This window comes from Agrobacterium tumefaciens (assembly GCF_031801495.1).
Taxonomy (GTDB): domain Bacteria; phylum Pseudomonadota; class Alphaproteobacteria; order Rhizobiales; family Rhizobiaceae; genus Agrobacterium; species Agrobacterium tumefaciens_K.
Window position 1 is genome coordinate 1,522,829 of sequence record NZ_JAOEGC010000002.1, and the last position, 17,828, is coordinate 1,540,656.

Annotated in this window: 19 protein-coding genes; 13 read left to right on the plus strand and 6 right to left on the minus strand. The window is 60.3% G+C overall.

All coding sequences use genetic code 11. From position 1 onward, the window contains the following. Positions 1 to 66: 66 nt before the first annotated feature. Genes N7578_RS16795 through coaD form a run of 3 tightly spaced genes read right to left on the minus strand, consistent with a single transcriptional unit; the run spans position 67 to position 1,681 of the window. A complete protein-coding gene (locus N7578_RS16795) occupies positions 67 to 576 on the minus strand; it encodes a peptidylprolyl isomerase (protein WP_311111409.1) in 510 nt (169 codons plus the stop codon). A gap of 11 nt (positions 577 to 587) precedes the next feature. After that, positions 588 to 1,157 (minus strand): peptidylprolyl isomerase, encoded by a 570-nt coding sequence (locus N7578_RS16800; RefSeq protein WP_311111410.1) that lies wholly within the window; start codon positions 1,155 to 1,157, stop codon positions 588 to 590. Between the two features lie 29 nt (positions 1,158 to 1,186). Then, positions 1,187 to 1,681, minus strand: coding sequence for a pantetheine-phosphate adenylyltransferase (coaD, locus tag N7578_RS16805; RefSeq protein WP_311112539.1), 495 nt, complete (start codon positions 1,679 to 1,681; stop codon positions 1,187 to 1,189). Positions 1,682 to 2,122: 441 nt separating this feature from the next. Here coaD and N7578_RS16810 point away from each other — a divergent pair, with 441 nt between their 5' ends. The 8 genes from N7578_RS16810 to N7578_RS16845 all read left to right on the plus strand — a co-directional run bounded on the left by N7578_RS16810 (position 2,123) and on the right by N7578_RS16845 (position 9,886). Continuing rightward, complete coding sequence (locus tag N7578_RS16810; protein ID WP_311111411.1) at positions 2,123 to 2,302, plus strand: hypothetical protein; 180 nt, start codon at positions 2,123 to 2,125, stop codon at positions 2,300 to 2,302. Positions 2,303 to 2,345: 43 nt separating this feature from the next. Beyond that, positions 2,346 to 2,480, plus strand: a complete 135-nt coding sequence (locus N7578_RS16815) for a hypothetical protein (RefSeq protein WP_311111412.1) — start codon at positions 2,346 to 2,348, stop codon at positions 2,478 to 2,480. Between the two features lie 512 nt (positions 2,481 to 2,992). Next, positions 2,993 to 4,885, plus strand: coding sequence for a peptidyl-prolyl cis-trans isomerase (locus N7578_RS16820; RefSeq protein ID WP_311111413.1), 1,893 nt, complete (start codon positions 2,993 to 2,995; stop codon positions 4,883 to 4,885). A 15-nt stretch (positions 4,886 to 4,900) separates the two neighbouring features. Then, entirely contained in the window at positions 4,901 to 5,914 is a 1,014-nt protein-coding gene (gene trpD, locus N7578_RS16825; protein ID WP_311111414.1) for an anthranilate phosphoribosyltransferase, read from the plus strand. A 9-nt stretch (positions 5,915 to 5,923) separates the two neighbouring features. After that, positions 5,924 to 6,739 carry an indole-3-glycerol phosphate synthase TrpC gene (trpC, locus tag N7578_RS16830; RefSeq protein ID WP_311111415.1) on the plus strand — a complete coding sequence of 272 codons (816 nt, stop codon included), beginning with the start codon at positions 5,924 to 5,926 and terminating at the stop codon, positions 6,737 to 6,739. A 10-nt stretch (positions 6,740 to 6,749) separates the two neighbouring features. Beyond that, positions 6,750 to 7,241 carry a cyclic pyranopterin monophosphate synthase MoaC gene (moaC, locus tag N7578_RS16835; protein WP_311111416.1) on the plus strand — a complete coding sequence of 164 codons (492 nt, stop codon included), beginning with the start codon at positions 6,750 to 6,752 and terminating at the stop codon, positions 7,239 to 7,241. Then, entirely contained in the window at positions 7,242 to 8,459 is a 1,218-nt protein-coding gene (gene glp / locus N7578_RS16840) for a gephyrin-like molybdotransferase Glp (protein WP_311111417.1), read from the plus strand. It begins immediately after the preceding gene. Between the two features lie 356 nt (positions 8,460 to 8,815). Then, positions 8,816 to 9,886 carry a GGDEF domain-containing protein gene (locus N7578_RS16845; protein ID WP_311111418.1) on the plus strand — a complete coding sequence of 357 codons (1,071 nt, stop codon included), beginning with the start codon at positions 8,816 to 8,818 and terminating at the stop codon, positions 9,884 to 9,886. 166 nt (positions 9,887 to 10,052) lie between these two features. On the opposite strand, the gene N7578_RS16850 is transcribed toward N7578_RS16845, so the two are convergent. The 3 genes from N7578_RS16850 to N7578_RS16860 all read right to left on the minus strand — a co-directional run bounded on the left by N7578_RS16850 (position 10,053) and on the right by N7578_RS16860 (position 13,121). After that, positions 10,053 to 10,673 carry a pyridoxamine 5'-phosphate oxidase family protein gene (locus N7578_RS16850; protein WP_311111419.1) on the minus strand — a complete coding sequence of 207 codons (621 nt, stop codon included), beginning with the start codon at positions 10,671 to 10,673 and terminating at the stop codon, positions 10,053 to 10,055. 57 nt (positions 10,674 to 10,730) lie between these two features. Next, positions 10,731 to 12,542 (minus strand): monovalent cation:proton antiporter-2 (CPA2) family protein, encoded by a 1,812-nt coding sequence (locus N7578_RS16855; RefSeq protein WP_311111420.1) that lies wholly within the window; start codon positions 12,540 to 12,542, stop codon positions 10,731 to 10,733. Positions 12,543 to 12,752: 210 nt separating this feature from the next. Further along, positions 12,753 to 13,121, minus strand: coding sequence for a DUF971 domain-containing protein (locus N7578_RS16860; protein ID WP_311111421.1), 369 nt, complete (start codon positions 13,119 to 13,121; stop codon positions 12,753 to 12,755). Between the two features lie 198 nt (positions 13,122 to 13,319). On the opposite strand from N7578_RS16860, the gene moaA reads away from it, so the two are divergent. From moaA to mobB, 5 genes are all read left to right on the plus strand, one after another. Beyond that, the gene (gene moaA / locus N7578_RS16865; protein ID WP_311112540.1) at positions 13,320 to 14,309 is read left to right on the plus strand and encodes a GTP 3',8-cyclase MoaA; all 990 of its coding nucleotides are present in this window, start codon (positions 13,320 to 13,322) and stop codon (positions 14,307 to 14,309) included. 163 nt (positions 14,310 to 14,472) lie between these two features. Further along, positions 14,473 to 15,456 (plus strand): DMT family transporter, encoded by a 984-nt coding sequence (locus N7578_RS16870; RefSeq protein WP_311111422.1) that lies wholly within the window; start codon positions 14,473 to 14,475, stop codon positions 15,454 to 15,456. A 1-nt stretch (position 15,457) separates the two neighbouring features. Next, positions 15,458 to 16,669 (plus strand): multidrug effflux MFS transporter, encoded by a 1,212-nt coding sequence (locus N7578_RS16875; protein ID WP_311111423.1) that lies wholly within the window; start codon positions 15,458 to 15,460, stop codon positions 16,667 to 16,669. Beyond that, the gene (gene mobA / locus N7578_RS16880; RefSeq protein WP_311111424.1) at positions 16,656 to 17,285 is read left to right on the plus strand and encodes a molybdenum cofactor guanylyltransferase MobA; all 630 of its coding nucleotides are present in this window, start codon (positions 16,656 to 16,658) and stop codon (positions 17,283 to 17,285) included. The genes N7578_RS16875 and mobA overlap by 14 nt, the downstream gene beginning before the upstream one ends. Further along, entirely contained in the window at positions 17,282 to 17,797 is a 516-nt protein-coding gene (gene mobB / locus N7578_RS16885; protein ID WP_311111425.1) for a molybdopterin-guanine dinucleotide biosynthesis protein B, read from the plus strand. The genes mobA and mobB overlap by 4 nt, the downstream gene beginning before the upstream one ends. Positions 17,798 to 17,828 lie beyond the last annotated feature (31 nt).

The following is a 17,828-nucleotide window of genomic DNA, read 5'->3' on the forward strand; positions in this document are numbered from 1 at the left end:
TTCGTCATCAATGTTAAACCGCCCCGCAGTCGCCTGCGAGGCGGGTCGATCGCTTATATCCTATGCTCAGGCCGCGGAGGCAAGCTTGATGGATACGATGGAATCGGGATCCTTCACAGGCTCGCCGCGCTTTACCTTGTCGATGGATTCCATGCCTTCGATGACCTGGCCCCAGACGGTGTACTGCTTGTTCAGCCAAGGAGCGTCGGTGAAGCAGATGAAGAACTGCGAGTTGGCAGAGTTCGGGCTCTGCGAACGGGCCATCGAGCAGGTGCCGCGAACGTGCGGAACAGCCGAGAATTCAGCCTTCAGGTCCGGCTTGTCGGAACCGCCCATGCCAGCGCGGGCCGGGTTGAAGCTTTCCGAACCCTTCTTGCCGAACTTGACGTCGCCGGTCTGGGCCATGAAGTCTTCGATGACGCGGTGGAACACAACGCCGTCATAAGCACCTTCGGAAACCAGTTCCTTGATGCGGGCGACGTGACCCGGAGCAACGTCGGGAAGCAGCTGGATGACAACCTTGCCAGCCGTTGTTTCCATGATGAGGGTGTTTTCCGGATCCTTGATCTCGGCCATGATATCTCTCCTTACTTATTGCCGACGGTGACCTTGATCATCCGGTCGGGGTTGGAAACTTCACCATTGCCGCCTGCACCACGCTTGATCTTGTCCACGGCTTCCATGCCGGACACGACCTTGCCGACGACGGTGTACTGTCCGTTCAGGAAAGCACCGTCGGCAAACATGATGAAGAACTGCGAATTGGCGGAATTCGGGTTCTGTGAACGGGCCATGCCCACGGTGCCGCGCTCGAAAGGAACCTTGGAGAACTCGGCCGGGATATCCGGCAGGTCGGAGCCGCCGGTACCGGCGCGCTGGGCACTGAAGCCCTTCTCCATATTGCCGTACTGAACGTCGCCGGTCTGCGCCATGAAGCCTTCGATGACGCGGTGGAAAGCCACGTTGTCATAAGCGCCCTTCTTGGCCAGCGCCTCGATCTGCGCCACATGCTTCGGCGCGACGTCCGGCATGAGTTCGATAACGACCGGACCGTCTTTCAGCTGAATGGTCAGCAGTTCGGCAGCGGACGCAAGCGTGCTGGCGGTGAGCGCGCTGGCAAACATGGCGCCCGCGAAGGCAAACTTGAGCAGTTTCATCGGATTGGCTCCCGGATATGACACTGAAACTAACGTTTCAGTTTGCTGTTGAGGGCTTCGAGCACGGCTTTGGGTACAAATGCCTCCACATTGCCGCCCATCGCGGCGATCTGGCGGACCAATGTGGCCGTAATGGGTCGCGACGATGAACCTGCCGGCAGGAACACCGTCTGGATGTCCGGCGCCATCTGGCGATTCATGCCGGCCATCTGCATTTCGTAATCGAGATCGGTGCCGTCGCGCAGGCCGCGCAGCAAAAGCCGCGCGCCGTGGGTACGGGCCGCATCGACCACGAGATTGTCGAAGGAAACGACGTCGATGCGTCCAGCCTCCCCCGGCAGGGTTTCGGAAAGCGCCCGCCTGATGAGCGCGGCGCGTTCCTCGAAACTGAACAACGGCGCCTTGCCGGGATGAATGCCGACAGCAACGATGACCCTCGACGCAACGTTCAGCGACTGGATCAGCACATCCAGATGTCCGTTGGTCATTGGATCGAACGATCCGGGATAAAAGGCAATCGTCATATCGCTCTCGATATTGCGCAGGTACTTGCGCCGATACACGGCATTGTTGAGCCGCCTTTTGTCATGGAGAGCGGCGCGGCGCAAGACTTTACCACTCCACTCACCCGCGCAAACGCCCTGAACCTCGTATGAATGACCCGTTCAGGGGTGTTTCAGGGCCGTTCAATTAAATCGACACCATCGGGAAACCGAAAGGCACTTTGGCTCGTTGAGCATCCGGAGAAACACACATGCTGGCTTTCATGATCGTCGTTTCGATCGTCACGTCATTCGCAGCCGAGTACCTTTTTCTCGATTGACGTAAGCTGCCAGCTTCCTGAACGCCAGATGAACGGACCATTCAAGGAAGTTTCAGAGGCGCGATGCTAATCGATTTTTATGATTGACGCGGAGCATGCTTCGACATGGCGCGTTCGGATCAAGTGAACAAGGAACGGACAGATGTTTGTAAAAGAGAAACAGTCTACCTCGGCGAAAATCAGCGTCATCAGCACCGCCTGGACAATGCTGGTCATCGCAATGGTGGCAACGACGTTTAGCCTTTATGAACAGAAGGCCGAACACCAGGGTCCGGATTACCCGCAACTGACCGCCCGTTATCAGCACCTGAACTACAACTGATAACCGAGGCTCAATTCCCCCGTCCAGAAAACGGAGATCTGCCATGACCACAGTTCTGACAGCGCTTCTTGCCCTTATCAGCGCCATGTTCGTGGCATCCATGATCTCAGCAGTCGGTGAAATGCGACGCGACGGAGAGAAATTGAAGGCAGCCATCAAGCGCAACCGGGCTTTCTAACAGGGGTTGGAGCCGGCAAAAGCGTGATTCCCATTCGACCGCCCGGCTTGCCGGGCGGTTTTGTTTTGTCGACACGTTTGGATAGCACAACAGAAATGCCCGGATGAGGGATGCCTCCTTGCTGAGCTTGTCATAGGAACCCGGGCGACGCACGTCTGCGCGGCGAAAAACTCTCTTTAGCCCAAAGACTTGGCCTGCCCCCATTCCCGTGAAAAGCACGGGAATGGGGGCAAGAGAGAACGCTCCAGACGCCTGAAGGCTCTGCCCGTAGCCTGCCAATCGCGAATCCGTACGGCGCTCTGCGCACGAGATCACAGAACCGTTTTTGCCAAACCCCGTTTTTCCAAGGGAAATTCCCTTCAATTTCCGTTTGGATTGTTTTAAGGAACCCCGATACGGTGCAGTCGGCTATGAACGCCGCTGCGGCCATGCCCGGCGTTATCGTGGTGCATTGAAGATGCCCTACGCGACGCTTCAGCGGCAAACAATGTTCTTTTGAGGTTTGCATAACGATGCTCGATTCCCTGAGAAATGCTTCTCGAACCATGGCGGCAAAGCTGCTGCTTCTCCTGCTTGTCGTTTCTTTCGGGGTCTGGGGTGTCTCTGCATCGCTTGTCACGTCAAATTCCCATGCGGTCGTGACCGTTGGCGACCAGACCGTCGGACCGGAAGAATTCCGCCTTGCCTACCAGCGGCAGATTTCCGACCTCAGCCGCCAGTTCGGAACGCGTCTGACGACAGAACAGGCAAAGGCGTTCGGCATCGACCGGCAGGTCTTCAGCCAGCTGGCCGCAGGTGCCGCGCTGGACGAGCTGGCCTCGAAGATGAATCTCGGTCTTTCCGAAGACCGCCTTGCGAACCTGATTGCCGAAGACCCGGCGTTCCGTGCCACCAACGGCCAGTTCGACCGAAACCTGTTCAGCGAACGCCTGCGCAACTCCGGTTTCCGCGAGGATGACTACATCAAGGAGCGTAGCAAGGTTGCCGTCCGCAGCCAGATCGTCGAGGCCGTCTCGGATGGCTTCCAGGCGCCGCAGGTTCTGGTCGACGCGCTCAAGCAGTACCGTCACGAACAGCGCTCGGTCGATTACGTGATCCTCTCCAACGCCGTCATTCCGCCGTTCAAGGCACCGGGCGATGACGTGTTGGCTCCGTGGTTCGAAACCAACAAGTCCAAGTACCGCGCACCAGAATTCCGCAAGTTCACCTATGTGAAGCTCGAGCCGGCCGACATCGCCGACACGACCGCGATCACCGACGCGCAGATCGCCGAGTATTACGACAGCCACAAGGACAGCTTCCGCACCGCCGGCCGCCGCACCGTGGAACAGCTGACCTTCCCGAACAAGGAAATGGCTGAAGCCGCTGGCGAACAGATCCGCCTCGGCAACACCACCTACGATCAGGTCGTGAAGGATCAGGGCAAGACCGCATCAGACGTCATGCTCGGTGAATTCACGCGCGACACGCTGCCCGACGCGTCCCTGGCGGATGCCATCTTCGCCGTCCAGAAGGACGGCGGCGTGACGCCGGTCGTCGAGGGCGCTTTCGGCCCGGTCATCCTGCGCGTCACCGGCATCACCCCGGAAACGGTCAAGACGCTGGACGAGTCCAAGGAAGAAATCCGCAAGGATCTCGCAACGGCTGCCGCCGCGGAAGAAATCACCAGCGTTCATGACCGTTACGAAGATCTGCGCGCCGGTGGCTCCTCGCTGGCCGATGCCGCCAGGGAACTCAACCTGAAGCCCGTTACCATCGCAGCCGCCGACGCATCCGGCCTCGATGAAAAGGGAGACGCGATCCAGGGCCTTCCATCGCCGCAGCTCATCACGGGTGTCTTCAAGACCGAACCCGGCAACGAAGCGCTGCCGATCAACCTCGGTCGCGAAGGCTACATCTGGTTCGACGTTGACGAAATCATCCCAGCCCGTGACCGCACGCTTGCCGAAGTTCGCGACGACGTTGTCGCCGACTGGACGGCGGAGCAGCAGCGCACCGCGCTTGCCGCCAAGGCGGACGAACTGAAGGCGCGCGTCCAGAAGGGCGAGACGCTGGAAGCGATCGCTGGCGAACTCGGCCTTGCCGTCGAGCAGAAGTCCGGCCTTCGCCGCAATGCGGATGATGCGATCTTCGGCCAGCAGACCATCACGGCCGTTTTCTCCGGCGCGGAAGGCACCGTCGGCGCGGCCGCGGACGCCGACGGCTCCAGCCGCATCCTCTTCAAGGTGACCGGTGTGGATGCGAACGCCCCCGCAGATGCGCTTGCGAACGACGACCAGCAGCTGACGGCAATCGCTTCCGCAGCCGGTGACGACATGCTCGACCAGATGGTCAACCGCCTGCAGAACGACTATGGTGTCACCATCAATCAGGCCCTCGCCGATCAGGCGATGGTCGGCTTCTAAGCGGGGGGCGCAAAGATGTCCGAACTGAAGCCGCTGATTGCCAAGGTCGCCAATGGCGAAAGCCTAGATCGCGAAGAAGCCCGGGCAGCTTTCGACATCCTGATGTCGGGCGAAGCCACGCCATCGCAGATCGGCGCGTTTCTGATGGCGCTGCGCGTCCGTGGCGAAACGGTAGACGAAATCGTTGGCGCAGTATCCTCGATGCGCGCCCGCATGCTGCCCGTCAAGGCGCCTGCGGACGCCATCGATATCGTTGGCACCGGCGGCGACGGCATCGGCACCTACAACATCTCCACGCTGGCCTCGATCATCGTCGCCGGTACGGGCGTGCCGGTTGCAAAGCACGGCAACAGGGCTCTGAGTTCGAAATCCGGCACGGCGGATGCTCTGTCAGCGCTCGGCGTGAAGCTCGATATCGGCCCGGATCTGATCTCGCGATGCATCAGCGAGGCCGGACTGGGCTTCATGTTCGCCCAGCTTCACCATTCGGCCATGCGCCATGTCGGCCCGACCCGCGTCGAGCTTGGCACACGCACGGTCTTCAACCTTCTCGGGCCGCTGTCGAACCCGGCAGGTGCAAAACGGCAGTTGCTCGGCGTGTTCTCGCCGCGCTGGCTGGTGCCGCTGGCCGAAGTGCTGCGCGACATGGGCTCGGAGAGCATCTGGGTCGTGCATGGCGACGGCATGGACGAGATCACCACCACCGGCGTGACCCATGTCGCGGCACTGGAAAACGGCAAGATCCGCACGTTCGACCTGACGCCAAAGGATTTTGGCGTCGAAGTGGCGAAAATGGATGACCTGAAGGGTGGAGACGGCATCGCCAATGCGGCGGCGCTACGCGACGTTCTGTCCGGCAAGCGCGATGCCTACCGCGACATTTCACTCTGCAATGCGGCGACCGCGCTTGTGATCGCCGGCAAGGCCGAAACACTGGGCGACGCCATGAAGATCGCCTCCGCATCCCTCGATGACGGCAAGGCCGCAGCCGCACTCGACCGGCTGGTCGCCGTTTCCAACGAACAGTAAGGCAAGATCATGAGCGATATCCTGAAAAAGATCGAAGCCTATAAACTAGAGGAAATCGCCGCTGCCAAGGCGAAGGTTTCTCTGGCGGATCTGAAGGCGATGGCTGCGGACCAGACCGCACCCCGTGGTTTCTACAGGGCGCTGAGGGAAAAACAGGCGGAAGGCAAGTTCGGGCTGATCGCCGAAATCAAGAAGGCAAGCCCCTCCAAGGGTCTGATCCGCACCGATTTCGATCCCCCGGCGCTGGCCACGGCCTATGAGGCCGGAGGTGCTGCATGCCTTTCCGTACTGACGGATACGCCGAGCTTTCAGGGCGCTCCCGAATTCCTGACCGCGGCGCGTAACGCCTGCTCTCTGCCCGCGCTGCGCAAGGACTTCATGTTCGACACCTATCAGGTGTATGAAGCGCGCGCCTGGGGTGCGGACTGCATCCTCCTCATCATGGCGTCGCTTTCGGATGATGACGCACGGCGCCTTGAGGACGAAGCACTCTCTCTCGGCATGGACGTTCTCATCGAGGTTCACGACCCCGAGGAAACAGAGCGTGCCCTGAAACTCTCGTCGCCGCTTCTCGGCATCAACAACCGCAACCTGCGTACTTTTGAAGTCAGCCTCGAAACCAGCGAAAAACTGGCCGGCCTCGTGCCTGCCGACAAGCTGCTGGTGGGTGAAAGCGGCGTCTTCACCTTCGAGGATTGCAAACGCCTCGAAAAGAGCGGCATCAGGACCTTCCTCGTTGGCGAAAGCCTGATGCGCAAGGATGATGTGACTGCCGCGACCGTGGCGCTGCTGACGGGTAATACCGGCATTCTGGCTGCGGAGTAAGCGAGCGAACATGAGCGGAGAGGCGAAACTCACCCATATCGACGCCAAGGGCGAAGCGCATATGGTGGATGTCGGCGACAAGGCAGAAACGGTCCGGGTCGCCGTCGCCGAGGGTTTCGTGAAGATGAAACCGGAGACGCTCGCCCTCATTCTCGAAGGCAATGCCAAAAAGGGTGACGTCATCGGCACGGCAAGGCTGGCGGGCATCATGGCGGCGAAACAGACATCCAATCTCATTCCGCTCTGCCACCCGCTGATGCTGACCAAGGTTTCCGTCGACATCAAGGAAGAGCCTTCCCTGCCCGGCCTACGCGTCGAGGCCATGGCCAAGCTGACCGGCAGGACGGGCGTGGAAATGGAGGCGCTGACTGCCGCTTCCGTTGCCTGCCTGACAATCTATGACATGGCAAAGGCCGCCGACAAGGCCATGGAAATCATCAATATCCGCCTCACGCAGAAGAGCGGTGGCAAATCCGGCGACTTCCGGCGCGAGGAGCAATGAATGAAGTCGCTGATGCCCGTTGACGACGCCAAGGCCCGGCTTCTGGAGGCAGCCTCTCCCGTTACCGGAAGCGAAACCTTGCCGCTGGTCGAATGCGACGGACGGGTACTGGCGACCGATTTGCCTGCCCTCCTGACCCAGCCGCCTTTTGACGCCTCTGCCATGGATGGTTATGCGCTGCGCACGGCCGATGCGCCGTCCATCGGTTCGGTTCTGACCGTCATCGGACAGGCTGCCGCGGGCCATGCCTTCGAAGGCATCGTCGGTCAGGGTGAGACAGTCCGCATATTCACAGGTGCCCCCGTTCCGGAAGGCGCCGACACGGTTCTTATTCAGGAAGATGCGGAACTGCTGGACGGCGGCAAGATACGGACAGCCTTCGAGGTAACGATCGGCAGACATATCCGTCCACGCGGGCAGGATTTCGCAAAAGGCGAGGTCGTACTTGCAGCCGGGCGCAAACTCGGCTTTGCCGATCTGACGGTTGCGGCGGCGATGAACCACGCGGCGCTCGATGTCTACTGCAAGCCGCGCATCGCCATCCTTGCGACGGGAGATGAGCTGCTGCCGCCGGGAAGCGCCCCCGACCCTGCGCAGATCATCGCTTCGAACACGTTCGGCGTCGCAGCCCTTGCCCGCGAGGCAGGCGCAGACGTGATCGATCTCGGCATCATTCCCGACGACGACGCACTGATCCGTGCCGCCATCGGCAAGGCAATCGCCGCAAACGCCGATGTTCTGGTGACACTCGGCGGCGCATCGGTCGGCGACCACGATCTCGTGCAGGCAGCCTTGAAAGCCGAAGGCATGCAGCTCGATTTCTGGCGCATCGCCATGCGGCCCGGCAAACCGCTGATGGTCGGCGCGATCGGTGACATGCAGGTGCTCGGCCTCCCCGGAAACCCGGTCGCAAGCCTTGTCTGCAGCCTGCTTTTCCTCGAACCACTGATCCGCAGGCTTGCCCGCCTCGCGCCGCCGCGGCGCTCGGCAACCGCCCGGACAGCAACAGCGCTCAAGGCAAACGATCACCGGCAGGACTATCTTCGCGCCCGGCTGTTCACCGACGAGAAGGGCCAAACGGTTGCCGAGGCCTATACGAAGCAGGATTCATCGATGATGAAGATCCTGTCCCACTCCGATTGCCTGATCGTCCGCCCACCCGACGCCCCCGGAATGGCAGCGGGCGAAGAATGCCGGATCATCCGGCTTCGGACATAAAAGCGGCACCCCGCGCAGCTGTCGCAATGGCGCGACGATATTCGTGAAAAGCGCCAGCCGACACCCGTCTGCTGTGAAGATCGCGTATGGTCGGCATCCGCTTGCGGTGGTAAGTATGTATCCCTCACTGTCTCGATCGCCCGGGTGACTCAACGATATGGAAATGCCGGTAAAGCTATGCCAAGGAAAGCAGTCACGAAGCGTGATGAAATGAAAAATTCGTATTTATTGAAGTAAGCCATAAATTAGAGAAATAAATTCGGTGAAGAAAAATTCACTTACTGTGAATTAGGCTTCCCAAAACAAGTTTCGTAATAATAATCATAATCAATAAGTAGACTCACTGGAGTTCCTTGATGAACACGGTATCCACGCCGAAGGCGACGGGGCCTGACATAGCCGCGCAGATCACCTATGCAATGCGCAGCATGGGTGTTTCGCCGATTCCGCGTAACTACAACCTCTTCTACGAAGCCTATATCGGCTCGAACCCTACCCTGACCAAGGAACTGGCGGCACTGGGCGGCCGCGCGACGCAGGAAGAACTGGACGAACTCGGTGCACGCTATTTCGAGACGAGCGCCGTCCTGCTGATCGACGAAGTGCATGAAAAGGTCCGGCAGGAACTGGAATCGCTTCTTGGCACGCTGCGCCGGGAGCAATCCTCGATCGAGAACTACAACAGGATTCTCGGTGAAACGCGCCAGCGGATCGACGACAAGAACATCTCCAGCGCCAATATCCTGAAAAGCGCCATCGCGCTGCTCGCCGAGGCCACCGGTTCCAAGCTGGTTGACGGCGAAAAGGCGTTCAATGACGTCAATCGTCACGCCGAGGAAATGCAGCAGGTCCGTCTGGAACTGGACGAATACAAGCGCATCGCCAACACCGATTCCCTGACGCGGCTCTCCAATCGCCGCGCCTTCGACGACCGGCTTGCCAATGTCTATGACAGCTCCATCGGTCTGCAATACACGACACTTGCCCTGCTCGACATCGACCATTTCAAGAAGATCAACGACACCTTCGGCCACCCGGTCGGCGACAAGATTCTCGCCACCGTCGCCTCCGTCATCCGCGCCAACGTCCGCAAGGACGGTTTCGTGGCGAGAAGCGGCGGTGAGGAGTTCGCGGTCATTCTGGATGGAAGCACACCGGAAGAAGTCATGGTGATCTGCGAGCGTATCCGTCTTGCGCTGGAAAGCACGCCATTCCGCCATTCCAAATCGGGCGCGGATTACGGTCCGGTGACGATTTCCATCGGTTTCGCTTGTGCATCGCAGGCGGACAACCCAGCCGAACTGTATTCCCACGCGGACACGGCGCTGTATCACGCCAAGGAAACGGGTCGCAATCGCACCATCTTCTATGAAGAAGGCATGCAAAAGAACTATGTCGGCAAGAACTGGCTGATCTACAAGAAGTAAGGTCGGTGTGTGTCGGGTGGTTCTATGCGAATTCCGGGACACCCTCTCTGCCACCCTCGCCCTTGAGGCGAGGATCGATCATTTTGACGGTTAATGGATTCTCGGCTCAACCCCGAGGATGACGTCGAATATGCGTCAGGTTTTTACCTGCGGCTCCCATACTCTGTCACCACATCGTCTTTGCGGCGCGGGCAGCCCATTCCCGATCATAGGTTTCCTGATCGAAACTGGCCTTCGCGGCCTTGAGCAGGTTTCCCGGCGTCGGCAGCGAAGCGGGATCAACGAAATGCTCGGGGTTCCAGAGTTCGGACCGCATCAACGCCCTCGCGCACTGGAAGTAGACCTCCCCGATGGTGATGACAATCACCGTTCGCGGGTTCCGGCCATCCATCTCGAAACTTTGCAGCAGGTCCGGATCGGCCGATACGATCGCCGTGCCGTTGACACGCATCGTCGTGTTGGAACCGGGGATCAGGAACATCAGCGCCACGCGGGGATCACGCACGATGTTCATCAGGGAGTCGACGCGGTTGTTCCCGCGCCAGTCCGGCAACAGCAGCGTCGTTTCATCCTCGATGCGAACAACGCCGTCACCTGACTGCGGCCTGTCACCGCGCGGCGAGCAATCCACACCCTCCGGGCCGACCGTCGCCAGCGCCACAAAGGGCGATGCCTCGATCATCTGCCGGTACTCGGCGGTAAGCGCGGTCGTCACCTTGGCAACCGATGCCTCGCTGACCCCGTCATAGATGGCTTTCAGTTCCTCGACGCTGCGAATGATCGTCATGTGCCTGTTTTCTCCCTGTAACCGGCCTCGCCTCCCGAACGGAGAACGATGCTGCGGTCATTCCTCTTCCTGTTCCACCTTTTCCCGTTCGGCGCGCTCGCGGGCCGTACGGGCGGCAACGAGATCGGCTGGCTGGGCATTGCCGCGGATCAGCGACCTTCCCGCATAGATACCGCCGACGATTTCCATCGCAAAGCGCTCCGCATCCCGGTCGCGGAACTCCTCGACGAGACGTAGCGCATCCTCTTCGTTCTCGCCCATGGCCGTCAGAACCTCGCCGCTGAAAATCAGGGCAGATTCCAGCGTTTCGCGGATCTGGTAATCCACACCCGCCTTCAGGAGATCGATGGCATGACCACGGTCGAAGGCGCGGGCAAGAACGGGAACAAGCGGGAACTCGTGCTTGACGATCTCGGCAATGCGGATTGCCGCCGCCCTGTCGTCTACGCAGATCAGTACGGCACGCGCCGTGCCTGCCCCGGCCGCATGCAGGATTTCCGCTCGCGAGCCATCGCCATAATAGACCTTGAAACCGAAATCCGATGCATCGCGAACAAAGTCCGCATCCTTGTCGATCAGCGACAGCGTATAACCACGCGCCAGAAGCGGCTGGCTGACGATCTGGCCAAACCGCCCGAACCCGATCATGAGGATGCTGCCCTCGACATTCTCAGGCACATCGAGATCGTCGGTGTTGGGAACCGCCGCCGGAACGACCCGGTCGTGCAGGATGACCATCAGCGGCGTCATGACCATGGAAATGATGATGGTTGCCGTCAGGATGGCATTGGACTCGCGGTCGAGAATGCCAGCGCTGACAGCCGCAGCGTAAAGCACGAAGGCGAATTCGCCGCCCTGCGCCATCAGCACTGCCCGCTCAACACTTTCACGCCGAGTGGTGCCGAGCGCCCGCGCCACGCCGTAGATCAGGAAGCCCTTGAGCAACATGTAGCATGTCACGCTGACCAACACGAGCTGCCAGTTCGAGACAATGACCGCAAGGTCGATCGCCATGCCCACGGCCAGGAAAAACAGGCCGAGCAGAATGCCTCGGAACGGTTCGATATCCGCTTCGAGCTGATGACGGAACGAGGATTCCGACAGCAGCACGCCAGCGAGAAAAGCCCCCATCGCCATGGAAAGACCGCTGACCTGCATCAATAGCGCCGATCCGAGAACCACCAGCAGGGCAGCGGCAGTCATCACCTCGCGCGCACCGGAGGCCGCCAGAAGCCGGAAGAACGGATTGAGCAGATAGCGCCCCGCAAGGATGAGCGCGGCGACAGCTGCGAGTGCGATGCCAACCGAAATCCACCGCTCGGAGGGAGAGACATGCTCGCCGCCCGCGCCAAGAAAGGCAACGAGCGCCAGAAGCGGCACGATGGCGAGATCCTCGAACAGCAGGATCGCGACGATGCGCTGTCCTTTCAGGTTCGACATGCTGTTGCGCTCCTGAAGCATCTGCATGACGATTGCCGTCGATGTCAGCACGAAACCCGTTCCGGCGACGAAGGAAGGGATGACGGCAAAGCCGAGCGAAACGCCGATCAGCGTCAGGCCCGCCATGCAGACCAGCACCTGCAGCGCCCCCAGCCCGAAAATGTCCTTGCGCATCGACCACAACCGTGATGGCTGCATTTCAAGGCCGATGATGAACAGGAACATCACCACCCCGAGTTCGGCGATATGCAGGATGGCCTGCGAATCCGAAAAGAAACCGAAACCATATGGACCTATGGCAAGACCGGCAGCCAGATATCCCAGAACGGAGCCCAGACCGATCCGCTTGAAAATCGGCGCAGCCACGACACCGGCCGCCAAAAGCACGACCACCTGGGCCAGATCATTTCCGTTCGCTTCGACCGCCACACATCACTCCGTATAACAATTGCAGGACGAGCGCGCGCTGCTCGCCGGATCATCTGGTAAACCTGTCCCCCTCGCGCCGTCATCTTCGGGCTTGCCCCAAGGATCCATCTTGCTTGAGGTTGAGGATCCTCGGGCAAGCCAGAGGATGACGGCGGAGAGACTTCAACGCCGCTGCCATCGCTTTCGCGCGAGCACCATCGTCATCTTTTTCTAGCGGGATAGCGGTTCCCGGCTCAAGCCTTTTTCCTTGAGTTCCCGTTCATAGGACTGAAACAGTGCGTCGCCCGTTTCACCCAGTTCACGCAGATATCTCCAGGTGTAGATGCCGCTGTCATGCCCGTCGTCAAAGACGATCCTGACGGCATAGTTTCCCGTTGCGCTGAGCGCCCGTATGGCAACGTTGCGTTTGCCCGGAACCGTAACCTTCTGCCCCGGCCCATGCCCCTGCACCTCCGCAGACGGGGAAAGGACACGCAGCATTTCCGCGCTCAGCCGGAAAGCTGCCCCGTCATCGAACGAAACAACCAGTTCCCGCCTGTCTTTCGACACGCGCAGCTCCGTGGGCCAGACATCACTCATTTTTTTACTTCCGCAGACTTTGCTTTTGAGCGAGAATTACGAGCTTGCCCAACGATAGGCAAGGCACTACATCCTAAGCGACGCCCACGAAAGTCTCTAAAGCGATTTTCAAAGGCATTGCGAAAACGGAGACGCAATGTGAACGGCTTCCTCGGATCGCTGGAAAAGGCGCAATCCCTGACGGATAGCACTTCCCCGATGGTGGACCCCTTCGGCCGGGAGATCACCTACCTGCGCGTTTCGGTGACTGATCGCTGCGACTTCCGCTGCACCTACTGCATGTCCGAGCACATGACCTTCCTGCCGAAGAAAGATCTTCTGACGCTAGAAGAACTCGACCGTCTCTGTTCCGTCTTTGTCGCGCGCGGCGTGCGCAAGCTGAGGCTGACCGGCGGTGAGCCGCTGGTGCGCAAGAACATCATGGCGCTGGTGCGCAACCTCGGACGCCATGTCCACACCGGCACGCTGGACGAACTGACGCTGACCACCAACGGCTCGCAGCTGTCGAAGTTTGCAGCCGAGCTGGCCGATTGCGGCGTCAGGCGCATAAACGTTTCGCTCGACACGCTCGACGCTGACAAGTTCCGCCAGATCACCCGCTGGGGCGATCTGGCACGCGTGATGGAAGGGCTGGATGCAGCCCTTGCCGCCGGGATCAAGGTGAAGCTCAACGCGGTGGCACTGAAGGATTTCAACGAGGCTGAAATTCCTGAACTGATGCGCTTCGCCCATGGCCGCGGCATGGACCTGACCGTGATCGAAACGATGCCGATGGGCGAGATCGAGGAAGACCGGACCGACCGCTACCTGCCGCTTTCAGAACTCCGGGCATCGCTGGAAGAGCAGTTCACCCTGTCGGAGATCGATTATCGGACGGGCGGCCCTGCCCGATATGTGACCGTTGGCGAAACAGGCGGCAGGCTCGGTTTCATCACCCCCATGACGCACAATTTCTGCGAGAGCTGCAACCGCGTGCGCCTCACCTGCACCGGCACGCTCTATATGTGCCTGGGCCAGGAAGACGCCGCAGACCTGCGCACCGCGCTGCGCGCCTCCGATGACGACGCCTATCTTTCAAGGGCCATCGACGAGGCCATTCTGCGCAAGCCCAAGGGCCACGATTTCATCATCGACCGCACCCACGGACGCCCGGCTGTCGCCCGCCACATGAGCGTCACCGGCGGTTAGAACTCTTTCTGTCTATCCCCCATATATAAACGGTTGAAATGACACCCGTACCGTGTCACGTCTCAAGCTTGGAGGAATGCGGAGTCGTGATCCGCGGCAACATGTTGCCGTCGCTGCAAGGCCGGATCGATAGACGATTGCGCATGGTCTAGGACAAGATGGAATGGCATTGACGGACAACACCCGCGGCGCTCTGTTCATGGCGCTTGCGATGGCGAGTTTTACAGCCAACGACGCGCTGACGAAATCCGTCACCCCCTACATCAACACAGGCCAGATCATGTTTGTGCGCGGCTTAATGACCGTCGTGCTCATCTACTTTGCCGCCCGCCATTTTGGCGCTCTGCGTCCGTTGAAAATGCTGATGCGACCGATCATCATCCTGCGGTGTGTCTGCGAGGTGACCGCCGCCGTTCTGTACCTGACCGCGCTCGGCCTCATCGAATTCTCCAACGCCTCGGCAATTCTACAGTCGCTGCCGCTGATCGTGACGCTAGGCGCCGCACTTTTCCTGCGCGAACCCGTTGGCTGGCGACGCTGGGCGGCGATCATCGTCGGTTTCATCGGCGTCCTCGTCATCATCCGGCCGGGTCCGGAAGGCTTCACCTCCGGCGCGCTGCTGGTCGTGGCATCGCTTGCCATCACAGCCGCACGCGATCTGCTCACCCGCAAGATGTATGCAGACGTTCCATCGCTTGCCGTGACCGTGATTACCGCTTTCGTCAACATGGCGGTCGGCGGGTTTCTGATCCAGCCCTTCGGTGGCTGGCAACCCATGAACTGGTCGATTCTCACCCACCTTGCCGGTTCGGCCGTTCTGGTTCTGATCGGTTATCAGGCCATCATCACCGCCATGCGAACCGGCGAAATCTCCTTCGTCGCCCCCTTCCGCTACACCAGCCTGCTCTGGGGCTTCCTGATCGGCATGTTCTTCTTCAACGAGCAGATCGATAGCTGGACCATCGTCGGTGCGGTCATCGTCATCGGCTCGGGGCTTTACACCTTCTCGCGCGAAAGCAAGCGCAAGCGGCCGGAACTCGCCAAGCGATCCGCCGTTACGCCGACCGAACCCTCGACGGAAACGCCGGCTTCCGTTACGGAAGCCGACATAACGCCATGCGTGGGCGTCGAAAAGCCGGGAGCTTAATGTGAATACCGGCCGCTTTCTGGACAGGACGTCACCGCCGCACATCCTCACACTCGTCATCATCGCGGGCGTGGCGGCGTTGTGCATGAACGTGTTCCTGCCATCGCTCGCGGCCATGGCCGTCTATTTCGAAACGGACTACGCGGTCATGCAGTTCGCAGTGTCCGGTTATCTGGCCGCGACCGCTTGCCTGCAACTCGTCATAGGCCCGCTCTCCGACCGTTTCGGGCGGCGCCCCGTGATGCTGGTCAGCATCGCGATCATGATCCTTGCCACGCTCATCTGCGCGCTGGCGTCCACCACGGCAGTCTTCATGGCGGGCCGCGTCGCACAGGCGGCCATCGTCTCCGCTTTCGTTCTGGCACGCGCCATCGTACGCGACATGGTACCGATGGAACAGGCCGCGTCGATGATCGGCTACGTCACCATGGGCATGTCCGTCGTGCCGATGATCGGCCCGACCATCGGCGGCATTCTCAACGACGTCTCCGGCTGGCAGGCCAGTTTCGTGCTGCTCGCCGTGCTTGGTGCGGTCATTCTGGCACTGGCCTGGTTCGATCTCGGCGAAACCAACGACAACAGGTCCACACGCTTTTCGCAACAGTTCCATGCATGGCCCGAACTGCTCCGCTCGCCGCTCTTCTGGGGTTACGCGCTAACCTCGACCTTCTCCTCGGGCATGTTCTTCTCGTTCCTCGGAGGCTCACCCTTCGTGGGCAGCGTGATCTACGGGCTGACACCCGCCATGCTCGGCCTTCAGTTCTTCTTCATGGCGACGGGATACATGATCGGAAACTTCATTTCCGGCCGTTACGCCAGCCGCATCGGCATCACCGTCATGATGCTTTCCGGCAATGTCATCGGCATCATCGGCATTCTGGCCGCTATGAGCCTCACCGCCGTGGGCATTCACAGCGCCTATGTCTTCTTCGTGCCGTTATCGCTGATCGGCGTTGGAAACGGCGTGACGCTGCCAAGCGCCAATGCGGGCATGGTCAGCGTCCAGCCGCACCTTGCCGGTTCGGCGTCCGGCCTCGGAGGCGCGATGACCATCGGTGGCGGCGCAGCCCTTTCAGTCGTCGCCTCGGCGGTCCTGAGCGAAGAAGCTGGCACATGGCCGCTGCTTCTGGTGATGCTGGCAACCGGCATTGTTGCCCTCCTCACCTCCTGGTTTATCCGCGTAAGGGAAATGAAACACGATGTCCGCACATGATCTCCTTCCTGGCCTCGTGCTGGCAGGCGGGCTTTCCAGACGCATGGGCGCCAACAAGGCAACGATCATGCTGGGTAACGAGCCGTTGTTGGCACATGTCCTGCGCCGCATCGCTCCGCAGGTGTCGGACGTCACCGTGAACGCCGCCAACGGCTGGGCAGACCAGTTCGGCAAGCCGGTGCTGCCCGATACGCTCACCGGCCATGCCGGACCGCTCGCAGGCGTTCTTGCCGGCATGCGCCATTTCCGGGATCATGGAAACGGTGCGAGCCATTTCCTGACCGTTCCCGCCGACAGCCCGTTTTTCCCGCTGAATCTCGCCTCCCGTCTGGCCGCGCTTATCACCGGGCCTGACGAGATCGTCATCGCGGCATCCAGCGGCCAGGTGCATCCCGTTTTCGCGCTTTGGCCGATTTCCCTCGCGGATGATCTGGAAGACTGGCTGAGAGACGAGAAAAACCGCCGCATCCGCGCTTTTCTTGCCCGCCACGTCACCATCGGCGTATCCTTCCCACCGCTTGAAACGGTGAATGGCAGCATCGATCCATTCTTCAACATCAACACGCCGGATGAACTCACCGTCGCCCGGACCTATCTCGAAAGCATGGAACCGTGACCGGACAGAAAGTCTTCGGCATTGCCGGATGGAAAAACTCCGGAAAAACCGGCCTTGCGGTGCGGATCGTCATCGAACTGACCGAACGCGGCTACAGGGTTTCCACCATCAAGCACGCCCACCACGACTTCGACATCGACAAGGTGGGAGCTGACAGCTGGCGGCACAGGCAGGCAGGCGCTCACGAAGTCACCATCGTCTCCGGCACCCGCTTCGCCATCATGCATGAGCTGCGCGGCGCACCGGAACCGACATTCGCCGAAATCCTGGCGCGTATCGATCCCTGCGATCTGGTGCTGATTGAAGGCTACAAATACGAGCCGGTACCGAAGATCGAGGCGCGACGGCTGGAAGCGGCGAAAACCGAACCGCTCGCACCGACCGATCCTCACATCGTCGCCATCGCTGCTGACCATCCGGTGAGCGATGCCACCCTGCCCGTTTTCGATCTCGACGATACGAAAACGATTGCCGATTTTATTGAAAAGACCGTTGGGCTGGTGCGAGGGTAAGCTTGCATCCCCGCTGCCGTCATCCGCGGAA

Excerpts from the sequence above, each read along its gene's own strand:
- N7578_RS16795 (WP_311111409.1), bottom strand. The coding sequence starts at position 576 with ATGGCCGAGATCAAGGATCCGGAAAACACCCTCATCATGGAAACAACG.
- N7578_RS16800 (WP_311111410.1), bottom strand. The coding sequence starts at position 1,157 with ATGAAACTGCTCAAGTTTGCCTTCGCGGGCGCCATGTTTGCCAGCGCG.
- coaD (WP_311112539.1), bottom strand. The coding sequence starts at position 1,681 with ATGACGATTGCCTTTTATCCCGGATCGTTCGATCCAATGACCAACGGA.
- N7578_RS16810 (WP_311111411.1), top strand. The coding sequence starts at position 2,123 with ATGTTTGTAAAAGAGAAACAGTCTACCTCGGCGAAAATCAGCGTCATC.
- N7578_RS16815 (WP_311111412.1), top strand. The coding sequence starts at position 2,346 with ATGACCACAGTTCTGACAGCGCTTCTTGCCCTTATCAGCGCCATGTTC.
- N7578_RS16820 (WP_311111413.1), top strand. The coding sequence starts at position 2,993 with ATGCTCGATTCCCTGAGAAATGCTTCTCGAACCATGGCGGCAAAGCTG.
- trpD (WP_311111414.1), top strand. The coding sequence starts at position 4,901 with ATGTCCGAACTGAAGCCGCTGATTGCCAAGGTCGCCAATGGCGAAAGC.
- trpC (WP_311111415.1), top strand. The coding sequence starts at position 5,924 with ATGAGCGATATCCTGAAAAAGATCGAAGCCTATAAACTAGAGGAAATC.
- moaC (WP_311111416.1), top strand. The coding sequence starts at position 6,750 with ATGAGCGGAGAGGCGAAACTCACCCATATCGACGCCAAGGGCGAAGCG.
- glp (WP_311111417.1), top strand. The coding sequence starts at position 7,242 with ATGAAGTCGCTGATGCCCGTTGACGACGCCAAGGCCCGGCTTCTGGAG.
- N7578_RS16845 (WP_311111418.1), top strand. The coding sequence starts at position 8,816 with ATGAACACGGTATCCACGCCGAAGGCGACGGGGCCTGACATAGCCGCG.
- N7578_RS16850 (WP_311111419.1), bottom strand. The coding sequence starts at position 10,673 with ATGACGATCATTCGCAGCGTCGAGGAACTGAAAGCCATCTATGACGGG.
- N7578_RS16860 (WP_311111421.1), bottom strand. The coding sequence starts at position 13,121 with ATGAGTGATGTCTGGCCCACGGAGCTGCGCGTGTCGAAAGACAGGCGG.
- moaA (WP_311112540.1), top strand. The coding sequence starts at position 13,320 with ATGGTGGACCCCTTCGGCCGGGAGATCACCTACCTGCGCGTTTCGGTG.
- N7578_RS16870 (WP_311111422.1), top strand. The coding sequence starts at position 14,473 with ATGGCATTGACGGACAACACCCGCGGCGCTCTGTTCATGGCGCTTGCG.
- mobA (WP_311111424.1), top strand. The coding sequence starts at position 16,656 with ATGTCCGCACATGATCTCCTTCCTGGCCTCGTGCTGGCAGGCGGGCTT.